The following is a 12,848-nucleotide window of genomic DNA, read 5'->3' on the forward strand; positions in this document are numbered from 1 at the left end:
TTATGTTGTGACGAAAATGTAACTAACTGTGTCGCTGCATAGTTGAAATTACTTCAGTTTTTATGTTTGTCATTTCGTTTTCATAAATAAAGTCATTTTAAAATCAAATGTTTAATATTGGTTGGGCGAAAGTTGAATGTAGGTTCCGTAAGAAAGTTTTACTTAGGCAGTGCATAAGGGCTGGGGCTAATCTCGTGCAGTGCCTGCCCGCTTATGATACTTCTTACATAATTTGGTTAATAAAGAAATAAGAACAATGCGTGCGCGATTAAATTTAAAACGAATATATGCTGCCGTTGCCGTTAGTGCATTAAGTGCAGTGTCGGTGGGATGCATCTATAACACGAATAGTATAAATAAAAGTCAGCCAGTTTCTGTCGAAGAAACGAAGTTGAACTCTCAGAGCGAAACTTCTTTCAAGGTAGGCTATGAACGATTTACGTTAGATAATGGACTTACTGTGCTATTACACGTAGACAGATCAGACCCAGTGGCGGCTGTCGCGTTGACGGCGCATGTTGGTTCGGCCCGAGAAAAGGAAGGTCGTACCGGGTTTGCTCATCTATTTGAGCACTTACTTTTCCTCGAATCAGAAAATTTAGGAAAGGGAGGTTTAGACAAACTCAGTGCTAGGGTTGGAGGATCTGGGGCAAATGGTTCAACGAGTCGTGACAGTACCAATTACTACCAAACGGTTCCCATTGATGCTTTAGAGAAATTGATCTGGGCTGAAGCAGATAAGTTGGGTTTTTTCATTAACACCGTGACAGAGCCCGTCCTTGCGAAAGAGAAGCAGGTTGTAAAAAACGAAAAACGTCAGAGTGTTGATAATCGCCCCTACGGCCATAACCAATATGTCATAGATAAAAATCTCTATCCCGCGGGTCACCCCTATAGTTGGCAAGTGATTGGTTCACTCGAAGACTTACAAAACGCTACACTTGCCGACGTTAAAGACTTTTTTGAGACATGGTACGTCCCTAATAATGTAGTGCTTACTATTGCGGGTGACATAGATGTAGCTCAAACAAAGGCTTGGGTTAAAAAGTACTTTGAGGAAATTCCCGCAGGAGACCAAATCAATAAATTAGCGCCTCAAGCTGCAAAGCTTGAAGAGACAATAAAACGATTCCACGTTGATAATTTCGCTCAAGCGCCACTTTTAACCATGGTGTGGCCTACCGTGCCCGAATACCATAATGACTATTACGCCTTGCAAGTGCTTTCTCAATACCTAAGCGAAGGTAAGAATGCGCCACTTAACAAAGTGCTTATTGATGAAAAGAAACTTACCAGCAATGTATACCTATACGGTTATGACGCGGAGATAGCAGGACAATTGCAACTTCAGGTTATGGCGTTTAATGGGGTCAATTTAAATGCAGTTGCCCAAGGCGTTAAAGAAGCGTTTGCACGTTTTGAAGATGAAGGCATTTCTACAGAAGACTTAATGCGGATAAAAGCAGGGCAAGAAACCCAGTTCTATCAAGGTCTTTCCAGCGTGCTAGGTAAGGGGTTTCAGCTCGCCCAATACGAGATATTTGCGGGTGGCGCAGGCTACATAAGCCAAGACGTTGAAAAGATATTGGGCGTAACCCAGCAAGATGTAATGCGTGTATATAACACCTACATTAAAGATAAAAATTATGTTGCTACGAGCTTTGTTCCTAAAGGCGGACAAGACTTAGTATTAAACGGCTCTACAAAAGCTAAGGTAGTTGAGGAGCAGATAGTAGCGAACGCAGAAGAAAGCTTTGATGCTACGGTTGCTGCTGAATATGAGCGGACTCCTTCATCTTTTGACCGCACTCAAGAGCCTAGTTACGGTGATAGCATCGAAATAACACCTCCGAAAGTTTGGCAAAGCACAACTTCTTCAGGCATTGGTGTAACTGGCATCTCTAATGACGAAGTACCGCTTGTCGCCTTTGAATTACAGCTTGAGGGTGGGATGTTGCTTGACCCAGAAAACAAAGCGGGCACCGCAAATTTATTAGCCGAAACTCTTCTTAAAGGTACAGCTAATAAAACCGCTCAACAATTAGAGCAGGAAATTGAGCTTTTAGGTGCATCCTTAGACGCTAGCGCTTCTGAAACTGCCTTAACTATCAGCGGTACCGTGTTGTCTAAACATTACGGCAAACTAATAGAGTTAGTTTCTGAGGTTATTCTTTCGCCTCGTTTTGATGAGAAGGAGTTTGAACTAGCGAAAGACGATGTGATTAATCAGATTGAACAAATTAAAGCAAATCCGAACGCAATAGCATCTGTAGAGTTTAAATCACTGCTATACGGAAAAACGCACCCGTTTGCTCGAACAACTTTGGGTGACATTGAATCAGTTCAAAATATTACGCTTGATGACCTACGGAAATATTACACTAATAATGTCTCACCAATGGTCGCTAAACTGCGCATTGTGGGCGATATCAGTCAACAGGAAGCTGTAGACACATTATCCATGCTCAACGATAACTGGGACGCTAAAAATGTTATGCTTCCAACCGTGTCTGAGCCTGCTTCACCGCAAAAGGCCCAGCTGTTCTTCTACGATGTTCCTGGCGCAAAGCAGTCGATATTGTACTTCGGACACTCTGCACCCAACGTTCATCATCAAGACGCCTATAAAGCTAGTGTAATGAACTACCGATTGGGTGGGGGAGGTTTCGCCTCTCAACTGATGCAAGAACTCCGTGAAAATAAGGGCTACACCTATGGTATTCGATCGTCATTTTCTAGCGACCAGTATACCGGCGAATTTACTATTCGAAGCTCAGTTCGCTCAAACGTGACCCTTGAAGCGACACAAGCGATCATGGATATATTGGCGTCTTTTGATAAAGGCTACTCTGATGAAGATCTTGCCATTACCAAAGGCTTCACGCTCAAATCTGGCGCACGCGCGTTTGAAACTCTTGGAGCAAAGTTAAATATGGTAAGTGAAATTGGTGACTATGGCTTTGCTGACGATTATGTATTGCAGCAAGAAGCAGAGGTGAAATCGCTGACCGTTGAAGAGGTTAAACGCCTATATGGCGACTATGTGCATCCAGATAAGATGATTTATCTAATTGTTGGGGATAAAGCGACACAGTATGAGCGTCTTGAAGCTCTAGGGCTAGGTAAACCAGTACTGCTCGATACTTCACAGTGATAAAGCGTTTGCGAGAAACAGGCTATTTCCGCTACCGGTAATAGCCTGTTGTTATACTCGCGCTCGCTGCTATTGTGTTTTCAGTTTGGCCAAAAGCTGTTCTAGCGTGCTAACCGCGGTAAAAATGGCTTTTGAGCTTTCTGCCGATGCCTGCGAATTACTCGATACTTCAGTTGTGGCATTGCCTATTACTACCATGTTTCTGTTTAGCTCTTCACTGACTTGGCTCTGCTCTTCTGCAGCCGCCGCCATCTGAGTCATACGGTCACTTATCTCACCGATTTGAAGTACAGTGTTTTGCATTTTTTCCAGTGCTGACTGTGAAAGCTGTGCTGCGCTTTCTGCTTTCTGGCTGCCCATATGAATGGTGTTGACCGTATGATCAACTTCACTTTGCAACGCTGTAATAACTCTTCCAATCTCACCCACTGATTCAGCAGTCTTAGATGCAAGAGAACGGACTTCGTCGGCCACTACGCTAAATCCTCTGCCATTTTCTCCGGCGCGTGCCGCTTCGATAGCAGCGTTGAGCGCCAAGAGGTTGGTTTGGTCAGCTATTGCGCCGATAACGTCGAGGATTTTTTTGATATCAGCACTTCGTTGAGAAACCGCTTGGACTGCGTCAGATGCGTTTTCCATTTCCGTCGATAAGGCTATTACAGAATGTGTTGATTCTGAAATTTCGTTTTCCGTCTGTTTTACAGAACTTGTGGCGTTATCCGCATTTGTGGCTGCATCAGCAGCGGTCCCCGCTACTTCCTGCGCGGTTTGCGACATTTCCGTAATCGCAGTAACTACACTATCAATTTCGGCTTGTTGTACTTGAATAAGTGAATTTGTGCTTTGAGCGTGGCTTTGCGTTTGTTCACTTTGCGCTATAACTTGGGCGCATGACTGCTTAGCCTGTTCTAATAAATCACGTACTCGTTCTTTAAATAAGTTGAAAGCTTCGCTCAACTGAATAAGTTCCGCGTGGGAATTAACATGAATGTCTTGTGTCAAATCGCCGCCTTGCCCCGCAAGCTCTTCCATTCTTTGCGCGACTTGTCGCACTGGTTGAATAATACTCTTTGTGAAAACGAAAACCAGAGCTAGGGCTATAGCGGTACATATTATCGCTACAATTAGTTGAGTCGTTAATAATGAAGTTACTGATGAAGAGATCATTGCCTCTAGTGAAGTGATCGGTGCCAGCGCATGGGTTTTATTAACGCCAACAATCATTTTCCATTTCACCTTAGCGACATCAAGCGATATGTCTTTTGAAACATATAGCATCCCGTCACTTTCATAGAGACCTGACCGTGACTCTGCATCTAGCAGGCGACTACTTTTCTCTTTATTACTAAATACTTCAGAGAATGGACGCGCTAATTTACTTTTCGCGCTCGTTGCTGCAACTACCAAACCATTTTGGCTTACGACATAAACTTCAGCATTACCGTCGTAAAGCGATGCCTTTAGGCTTTCAGCTCGTTCTTGGATAATAGGGAGGTTTAAGTCAGTGCCTACCACTCCGCGAAAACGATTATTAGCAATGACCGGAACCGTAAGGCTTGTCATTAGTTCGCTGTAGCCTTCACGGATTTCGTATTTATAAGGGTTAGATACACACGGTGTAAGCGTTTCCTTGTTACACAGGTACCACTCTGCAGCCCTGAAGCCAAACTCATCTAAAGTAGCGTCATGTTTAAGCGTTGGATCGGTAATCAAAACCTGTTCGGGCAAATCATTAGCCCCGCGAATGAAATAGACTTCAAAGCTTCCTGTGCCAGGGGTCGAATGGGTCTTTCCGCTGCTGTTTTCTGCTGCCTTGCCATCGAACAAATTAGCCTCGAACTGAGCGTACATACTTGATGTAACATTCGTTGTTAGCACACTTTTAACCAGCCTCTCTGTCTGCTCTCTACTTAACGACAATTCATCGCTAGCTTCAATACTCGAGGTCAACTGGGTTGCAAGCGCAGTCGGCAAGTAGTGGGCACTGTTAAGCAGGGCTTCTGTTTGGGCTGCAAATTGTGAAGCCTTGGCCGATACTGTCCTCTCTATTTGGTCGACAACTTCTGAATTAACATGTTGATCGATTTTACGCTCTGTACTTTTAAGCAGCGCATAGCTTACGCCAATAAAAACCGTAGCAAGCAAGATAAAGAGTATGCCTACGACAGACATGAGTTTAGACGACAAAGAGTAGCTTTTTTTCATGGATACTAACTTAGCTGGAATGAGTGTAACCCGCATTGAGCGGAGCGTTCGAGTGAGAACTTTAACGGAAATACTTTTGTTTTAGCTTGCCGCAAAGCACAGTTTGATTGAGCGTAGGAGATTTTTAAATTTGACTGCCAAGTATACGTATGCCTCCTCTTAAGACACTGATTAAATGGTTTATCGATAAGTACACAGGTATTTAAATTTATACTTTTTGGGTGGGTATCATGACCGAAATAGGTGATAAAGCACGTAGTTATAATTAGCAATAATTTGTGTATTGAATAAAAAGGACGGGACAATCCAATGTCGAATAAAAAGAGTGAAGCGGATGATCGACGTGAAGATGTTGCACTGAGCTATACGGAAGAAAAAGATGTCAGAGATAATCAGGGCTTAAATTCTGTGTCTTTGTACGCGATTGTCCACAGGGAAGGGCTGGAAGAACTTCAACGGCCTATGATGTCGCTGTGGTGGTCTGGGGTTGCGGCAGGTATTTGCATTTCTCTTTCTATTTTAGCTGAAGGCATTTTGCACCACCTTTTTTCTCATTCTCCCTATCAGTTTGTAATAGAGAACCTAGGCTATACAGTAGGCTTTGTACTCGTAATCGTAGGTCGGCTACAGTTATTTACCGAAAATACGCTGTCAGTTATTTTACCATTGCTAAGTAAGCCATCTCTTCATATGGGAGTGTGCATTGCGCGACTGTGGAGTATTGTTTTTGCTGCAAACATGGTGGGAACATTTCTAGCGGCGTTTTTCAGTTATAGTCTGCAAGCTGTTCCACCAGAGCTTGTCGAAGGAATGACGGCAATATCTAAACATTACGCCAAGCTAACTCCATCAGACGCTTTTTCTTACGGCATTACGTCTGGCTTTATCATTGCCGCTATAGTGTGGATGAAGCCTTCGGTTAAGCATTCCCAAATATTGATGATCGTTATTTTTACCTACCTTATTGCCATCGGTAACTTTACCCACGTAATTGCTGGTTCTACTGAACTATTTCTATTGGCTCTGCAAGGAAATATCAGTGTTGCCGAAACTACTGCGCTAATAGGCGCAACTTTGATGGGAAATATTGTTGGCGGAACAGGACTTTTCGCATTGCTAGCTTATGGACAAGTAGCAAGGGAAATTGAGAAGTAGAAAGGTAAGGAAATCGACAAATAACACCTAATAAATAAAATGCCCTTAGCGCTAATCGCACTTAGGGCATTTTCAATAAAACGTCAGCGTACTATCAGATTACTTATGACGCTCACGAAGCACATCTAACGCATCGTTAAGCGACATATCGCTTGCTTGAAGTAGAACAGTTAAGTGGTACAGCAAGTCAGCGGCTTCGTTTTTAAGCTCTTCTTTGTCGTGTACAGTAGCTGCTAGTGCAGTTTCTACACCTTCTTCACCTACTTTCTGCGCTATACGCTTGATGCCTTTGTTGTAAAGGCTAGCTGTGTAGCTGCTTTTTGGGTCGGCATCTTTACGAGCAGCCAATACCCGTTCTAAGTCCGCAAGAAACGTAAAAGCTGGCGTGTTGCCGTCAAACCAACAGCTTTCAACGCCTGTGTGACATGTTGGGCCGTTAGGGTTAGCAAGTACCAATAGTGAATCTTGGTCGCAGTCGCAGGCAACGCTCACTAAATCTAGCGTGTTACCTGACGTTTCCCCCTTGGTCCAAAGGCGCTGCTTTGAGCGGCTGAAAAAAGTCACTTTACCCGTTTCAAGGGTTTTCGCTAGGGCGTCTTGGTCCATGTAGCCCTGCATTAATACTTTGCCTGATAGTGCGTCTTGCACTATGGCAGGTAGCAGGTTATCCATTTTGTCCCAAGCTAGTTTATTGCTGTTTTCATTAGTAATGATCACGGGTTTACTCCTTCTGCTTGCGCCGTTAAACCGTGACGCTTACGCATGGCAACGCCATTGCTGGTTAACTCTGCTTTAAGCTCATCAATGTTGATGATGCCCTTGTGAAATACCGATGCTGCAAGTGCACCATCTACATCAGCTTGTTGGAACACATCAGTAAAGTGAGCAATTTCGCCTGCGCCACCCGATGCAATCAAAGGCACTTCACATACATCGCGCACGGCTTTCAGCTGCTTCACATCATAGCCTTTGCGCACGCCGTCTTGGTTCATGCAGTTCAGTACAATTTCACCTGCACCGCGCGACTGCACTTCTTTAATCCAGTCGATAGTTTGCCACTGGCTTTTCTGCGTACGAGCTTCATCACCGGTGAACTTGTATACTTCGTATTGGTCGGTTGCTTCGTTATAAAAACTGTCGATACCAATTACTACGCACTGCTGACCGTACACATCATGAAGCTGATTAATAAGCTCGGGGTTATTAAGGGCAGGGGAGTTAATCGAAATCTTATCCGCCCCCATTTCCAAAATGCGCCCAGCATCTTCAATGCTTTTAATGCCGCCCGCTACGCAAAACGGGATATCTATAACCTGTGCAATACGGCTTACCCAGCTTTTATCTACCACTCGAGCGTCAGAGCTTGCGGTAATATCGTAAAATACCAACTCGTCGGCACCCGCTTTCGCGTATTGCTCGGCAAGAGGCACGATGTCACCAATAATCTCATGGTTTCTAAATTGAACGCCTTTAACGACTTTACCGTCGCGTACGTCCAAACAGGGAATTATGCGCTTTGCCAGCATGCAATAGCCTCCTTCACCGTGAATTTACCTTCAAGTAATGCACGACCTAAAATTACGCCACCAACGTTAGTGGGTTTGAGCGCTTCGATATCAGCGATGCTGCCAATACCGCCAGACGCTTGCCAGCTAACGTGTGGGAAACGGGCTGCCATTTCTTGATACAGCTCAGTGTTCGCGCCCTGTAGCGTGCCGTCGCGGCTAATATCGGTGCATAGCACGTGCTTTGCGCCTACTGTAGCGAAGTCTTCCAGCAGGCCTTCAAGGGCTACGCCAGAATTCTCTTGCCAACCGTGGGTAGCAATAAGCTTTTCGCCGCTGTCGCTAATATTAATATCAAGGGCTAAAACGATGTGCTCTGGACCGTACTTTTCTACCCAAGACTTCACTAGTTCAGGTTGCTTAACGGCCAATGAACCAATAACTACGCGGCTCACGCCAGTTTCTAGTAATTGCGCCACTTCTTCTTCGCTTCGAATACCGCCGCCGGCTTGAAACTTCATGCGCTTGGTATCGACCATAGACTTAATGAGTGAAAGCTGACGTTTACTGGTGTCTTTAGCGCCCGTAAGGTCAACAATGTGCAGCCAGGTAGCACCTTGGTCGGCATAGTCGTGAACCACGTCAACAGGGTCCAGTTCATATTGGGTTTTTTGCTCGTAGTCGCCTTGATAAAGGCGGACTACATGTCCTTCAATAAGATCAATCGCTGGAATAATCATTATAAGTTCACAAAGTTAGTCAGTAATTGTGCTCCGGCCTCGCCAGAACGCTCTGGGTGAAATTGCACCCCGTAAAAATTGTCTTTGTTAATGGCGGCTGAAAATACATTGCCATAAGTACAGCTTGCAAGCGTATGCTCGTATTCAGGAACGGCGAAACTGTGTACAAAGTAGAAGTAGGTATCTTGTGGGATGCCTTTAAATAAACTTTCTTCTTTGTGAGCGACTGTATTCCAACCCATATGAGGCAAGCGCACGCCTTTCGACTCCATGCGCGCCACGTGCCCAGGCATAAGGTTCAAACAGCCGATGTTGCCTGTACTTTGAAAACCACCTTCGGCACTGGATTCAACCATAAGCTGCATGCCCAGGCATACACCTAGTACAGGTTGGGTTAGCGTCTGAAGGGTTTCCACCAAGGCTTTTTGTTTAATGCTTGCCATAGCCGCTGACGCGGTACCAACACCCGGTAAAAACACTTTGTCAGCACTTTTAATCACGTTTACATCGTCAGATACGTCTACTTCAACGCCCAAGCGTTCAAGGGCAAAGCGAACCGATGAAATGTTCGCGCAGCCGGTATTCACTATGACTATTTTTTGTCGCTGGCTGGTGTTTACCACTGACATTACAGTGCTCCTTTACTGCTTGGTAATGCATCACCTTGGCGTGTAATGGCCTGGCGTAGTGCACGACCAAATACCTTGAACAGGCTTTCTACCTGGTGGTGAGCGTTACCTTCGCTGGTGGAAAGGTGCAGCGATAGTCCCATGCTTTGTGCAAGCGAGTAGAAGAAGTGCGGCACCATTTCGGTGGCCATTTCACCTACCTGGTCGCGGCTAAATTCAGCGTCAAACTTAAGGTGTGGGCGGTTTGAAATGTCCATGATACATTCAGCACGACACTCATCCATTGGTAATGCAAAGCCAAAACGGCCAATACCGCGTTTATCACCTAGGGCCTTTTTAAGGGCTTCGCCTAAAGCAAGGGCGGTATCTTCCACGCTGTGGTGATCGTCAATGTGCAAATCGCCATTGGTAGTCAGGTTTAATTCAAAACCACCGTGTGTAGCAATTTGATCAAGCATATGGTCAAAAAAGCCCATGCCGGTTTGAATAGTCGACTTGGCCTGCGAATCAAGATCTACACGCACGCGAATGTCGGTTTCAGAAGTGGTGCGTACTACTTCTGCAATACGTGAAGACGCCAGCAAGGTTTTCTGAATATCGTTCCAGTTTAAGCTTTCACGATTGTACTGAAAGCTGCGAATACCCATGTTTTCAGCAAGCTGTACGTCGGTAATTCTGTCACCAATTACAAAAGAGCGGGTGAAGTCCACTTTGCCCTGCTGCAAATATTCTTGCACTAAGCCAAGCTTTGGTTTGCGGCATGTGCAGTTATCAGCATCGAAATGCGGGCAAATAAGCACGTCGTCAAACACTACGCCCTGGCTTTCAAAAATCGCCATCATGGCATTGTGTGGCTTGTCGAAGTCTTCCTGCGGGAAACTGTCTGTACCCAAGCCGTCTTGGTTACTTACCATCACGAGTTTAAACCCAGCTGCCTTTAGTTTAAGTAGCACAGGAATAACGTTTGGTTCGAAAACAAGCTTCTCTAAACTATCTAATTGCTTATCTACTGGCGGCTCTTCTGCGAGTGTACCGTCACGGTCAATAAATAAAATGGCTTGCTGACTCATGCCGCATCCTCACTATTTTTAAATTCGTTAATCAATTGCATTAAACGCTGATTTTGTTCTTCAGTACCGATGCTCACGCGTAAACAGTTTTGTAAGTTAAGCTGTTTTGATTGGTCGCGAATAAGCATGCCTTGGCTTACCAAGTACTGCATTAACGCAGACGCTTTTGCGTAGCGGAACAAGATAAAGTTTGCTCGTCTGTCACCAACTAGCTCAAAACCTTCAACCGCTTCTAATGCTTCAGCTAAAGCTTCTTTTTCGCGGTTAAGTGTCGCAACTTGTAGCTCAAGTAACGTTAATGATTCTGCTGACAGCGCCTGTGCAGCAATTTGTGCAACTGGCTCTGGAATGGGATAGGGCGCTATCACTTTAAGTAGAGCTTGAATAACGGGTGCCTGAGCAAGGGTAAAACCACAGCGAAGTCCGGCAAGCGCAAACGCTTTAGATAGCGTGCGAAGCACGACGAGGTTCGGGTAATTGTTAATTTCATTTGCCCAGGTATTGTCTGCATCAAACTCAATGTAAGCCTCATCTACCACCACTAATGCCTTATCAGCAAAGTGATTAAGTACTGTCTTAATATCTTCGCGAGCGACCGGCGTACCGGTCGGATTATTGGGCGCACAGATAAAAATTACGTTAACGTCATCTTCAGCACACACGGCATTCACGTTGAGGCTAAAGTCATCGTTAAGCGGCACTTTCTTAATGCCCACATCACAGGTTTCTGCACTGATAGCATACATACCGTAGGTAGGCGGGCAGATAAGAATCTTGTCTTTACCCGGCGTACAGAAGGTACGAATAAGCAGTTCAATACCTTCATCGGCGCCACGAGTAACGATTAGCTGCGACTTATCAAGACCTGCATAATCGGCGTAACCACTGACTACCGCATCAGGTTGACAAGACGGATACCGGTTAAAATTACTGCTATCTACGCTGTATTCGTTAGCATAAGGTGATTCGTTGGCATTAAGCCAATCTTGACCACCGGAAAACAAACGACGTGCCGACTCGTAAGGCTTCAACGGCACTAAGTTTTCGTTGATTAGGTTATCGATAAGTGCCGACATTAGGCGTCTCCTTGCTTCAGTGCCTGCATACGAAGCGCAACGGCCTGTTCGTGTGCATCTAAGCCCTCGGCAGCGGCCAGTGCCATAATAGCAGGGCCTAAATTGCGCATGCCGTCTTCACTTAATTCTTGAATTGTGTAGCGACGCATAAAGTCTAAAAGGCCAAGGCTAGAGTAATTCTTAGCATAGCCGTATGTGGGCAGCACGTGGTTAGTACCTGACGCGTAGTCACCGGCAGATTCTGGCGACCAAGGTCCTAAGAAAATCGAGCCGGCGTATTTAATTTTTGGCAAATAATCACGGGCATTCTCTATTTGTACAATTAAGTGCTCAGCCGCGTAGGCGTTACTTGCTTCAATGGCTTGCTCGATTGAATCAGCCAAAATATAACGCGCATTTTCCATAGCCGGGCGAGCAATTTCAGCGCGAGACAGGGTTGCTAATTGACGTTCAACCGCGGCTTTTGCTTCTTCAATAAGCGTGGCGCTGTTAGACACCAAAATAGCCTGCGAGTCTGGACCGTGCTCGGCTTGGGAAAGTAGGTCGGCCGCTACAAACTCAGGGTTTGCGAACTCATCAGCAAGTACCAAGACTTCTGATGGGCCAGCCGGCATATCAATAGCTGCACCATCAGCACGTTGGCTTACTTGCTGTTTAGCTTCAGTCACAAAGCTGTTACCCGGGCCAAAAATTTTATCGACCTGTGGAATCGTTTCAGTACCTAGCGCCATGGCTGCAACCGCTTGTGCTCCGCCACATAAAAAAACCTTATCAATACCGCACTTTCTAGCTGCATAGGCAATTTCAGGCGCGATAAGCTGCTCTTTGTTTGGCGGTGTGCACAGTAGTTTGTTCTCACAACCTGCCACTAACGCTGGTACACCAAGCATTAGCACAGTAGAGGGAAGCGGTGCGCTTCCGCCTGGAATATAAAGACCTACTGCGTCAAGGGCAGTGAAGCGAAGCTCGCATTTAACGCCAGGCGTTGTGGTTAGCGCAATATCACTTGGCATTTGCGCTTCGTGAAACATTTTTATGTTGTTAAACGCAGTATCGATCGCACTCGCTACCTCGGGCGTTACCTTAGCAGCAAGGGTATCGATATTTTCTCGCGAAAGCACAAGGTCAGTGAGATCTGGGCAGTCAAATTTACGTGTGTAATCAAGTACTGCCGCATCACCATCTGCTTCAACGCGGGCGATTATCTCGCCCACGGTTTGCTTTAACTGTTGGCTATTGGCCATAGCCGGGCGGGCTAGCGCCTGTTTTTTCTCATTTGCCGAGAGAGATGACCAAGTAATCATAATTGTCTGC

The 12,848-nt window shown here is 45.5% G+C and carries 10 protein-coding genes; 2 read left to right on the forward strand and 8 right to left on the reverse strand.

Annotated features, from left to right (window positions below; genetic code table 11):
* The first annotated feature begins 256 nt into the window (after positions 1 to 256).
* Positions 257 to 3,154, forward strand: coding sequence for a M16 family metallopeptidase (locus V7R55_RS10125; protein ID WP_334059356.1), 2,898 nt, complete (start codon positions 257 to 259; stop codon positions 3,152 to 3,154).
* A 69-nt stretch (positions 3,155 to 3,223) separates the two neighbouring features.
* Here the strand turns inward: V7R55_RS10125 and V7R55_RS10130 are convergent, their stop codons facing one another.
* Positions 3,224 to 5,359, reverse strand: a complete 2,136-nt coding sequence (locus V7R55_RS10130; protein ID WP_334059357.1) for a methyl-accepting chemotaxis protein — start codon at positions 5,357 to 5,359, stop codon at positions 3,224 to 3,226.
* Between the two features lie 309 nt (positions 5,360 to 5,668).
* On the opposite strand from V7R55_RS10130, the gene V7R55_RS10135 reads away from it, so the two are divergent.
* On the forward strand, positions 5,669 to 6,514 hold the full coding sequence (locus tag V7R55_RS10135) for a formate/nitrite transporter family protein (protein ID WP_334059358.1): 846 nt from the start codon (positions 5,669 to 5,671) through the stop codon (positions 6,512 to 6,514).
* Positions 6,515 to 6,613: 99 nt separating this feature from the next.
* Here the strand turns inward: V7R55_RS10135 and hisIE are convergent, their stop codons facing one another.
* The 7 genes from hisIE to hisD are packed head-to-tail and all read right to left on the reverse strand — an operon-like array spanning position 6,614 to position 12,838.
* Positions 6,614 to 7,231 (reverse strand): bifunctional phosphoribosyl-AMP cyclohydrolase/phosphoribosyl-ATP diphosphatase HisIE, encoded by a 618-nt coding sequence (hisIE, locus tag V7R55_RS10140; protein ID WP_015067587.1) that lies wholly within the window; start codon positions 7,229 to 7,231, stop codon positions 6,614 to 6,616.
* Positions 7,228 to 8,040 carry an imidazole glycerol phosphate synthase subunit HisF gene (hisF, locus tag V7R55_RS10145; RefSeq protein ID WP_012518919.1) on the reverse strand — a complete coding sequence of 271 codons (813 nt, stop codon included), beginning with the start codon at positions 8,038 to 8,040 and terminating at the stop codon, positions 7,228 to 7,230. The genes hisIE and hisF overlap by 4 nt, the downstream gene beginning before the upstream one ends.
* Positions 8,022 to 8,759: a 1-(5-phosphoribosyl)-5-[(5-phosphoribosylamino)methylideneamino]imidazole-4-carboxamide isomerase gene (hisA, locus tag V7R55_RS10150; RefSeq protein WP_334059359.1), complete on the reverse strand. Its 738-nt coding sequence runs from the start codon at positions 8,757 to 8,759 to the stop codon at positions 8,022 to 8,024. Before hisA ends, hisF begins: the two co-directional genes overlap by 19 nt.
* The gene (gene hisH, locus V7R55_RS10155; protein WP_334059360.1) at positions 8,759 to 9,388 is read right to left on the reverse strand and encodes an imidazole glycerol phosphate synthase subunit HisH; all 630 of its coding nucleotides are present in this window, start codon (positions 9,386 to 9,388) and stop codon (positions 8,759 to 8,761) included. Before hisH ends, hisA begins: the two co-directional genes overlap by 1 nt.
* Complete coding sequence (gene hisB / locus V7R55_RS10160; RefSeq protein ID WP_334059361.1) at positions 9,388 to 10,458, reverse strand: bifunctional histidinol-phosphatase/imidazoleglycerol-phosphate dehydratase HisB; 1,071 nt, start codon at positions 10,456 to 10,458, stop codon at positions 9,388 to 9,390. The genes hisH and hisB overlap by 1 nt, the downstream gene beginning before the upstream one ends.
* A complete protein-coding gene (gene hisC / locus V7R55_RS10165) occupies positions 10,455 to 11,534 on the reverse strand; it encodes a histidinol-phosphate transaminase (RefSeq protein ID WP_334059362.1) in 1,080 nt (359 codons plus the stop codon). Before hisC ends, hisB begins: the two co-directional genes overlap by 4 nt.
* On the reverse strand, positions 11,534 to 12,838 hold the full coding sequence (hisD, locus tag V7R55_RS10170) for a histidinol dehydrogenase (protein ID WP_334059363.1): 1,305 nt from the start codon (positions 12,836 to 12,838) through the stop codon (positions 11,534 to 11,536). The genes hisC and hisD overlap by 1 nt, the downstream gene beginning before the upstream one ends.
* Between the last annotated feature and the right edge of the window lie 10 nt (positions 12,839 to 12,848).

The sequence above is a fragment of the Alteromonas sp. S005 genome, assembly GCF_036864475.1.
Classification (GTDB): Bacteria; Pseudomonadota; Gammaproteobacteria; order Enterobacterales; family Alteromonadaceae; genus Alteromonas.

Bases quoted from the DNA above. Each gene is read 5' to 3' on its own strand.
- hisH (WP_334059360.1), bottom strand. From the start codon at position 9,388: ATGTCAGTGGTAAACACCAGCCAGCGACAAAAAATAGTCATAGTGAAT.
- hisC (WP_334059362.1), bottom strand. From the start codon at position 11,534: ATGTCGGCACTTATCGATAACCTAATCAACGAAAACTTAGTGCCGTTG.
- V7R55_RS10125 (WP_334059356.1), top strand. From the start codon at position 257: ATGCGTGCGCGATTAAATTTAAAACGAATATATGCTGCCGTTGCCGTT.
- hisA (WP_334059359.1), bottom strand. From the start codon at position 8,759: ATGATTATTCCAGCGATTGATCTTATTGAAGGACATGTAGTCCGCCTT.
- V7R55_RS10135 (WP_334059358.1), top strand. From the start codon at position 5,669: ATGTCGAATAAAAAGAGTGAAGCGGATGATCGACGTGAAGATGTTGCA.
- V7R55_RS10130 (WP_334059357.1), bottom strand. From the start codon at position 5,359: ATGAAAAAAAGCTACTCTTTGTCGTCTAAACTCATGTCTGTCGTAGGC.
- hisB (WP_334059361.1), bottom strand. From the start codon at position 10,458: ATGAGTCAGCAAGCCATTTTATTTATTGACCGTGACGGTACACTCGCA.
- hisF (WP_012518919.1), bottom strand. From the start codon at position 8,040: ATGCTGGCAAAGCGCATAATTCCCTGTTTGGACGTACGCGACGGTAAA.
- hisD (WP_334059363.1), bottom strand. From the start codon at position 12,838: ATGATTACTTGGTCATCTCTCTCGGCAAATGAGAAAAAACAGGCGCTA.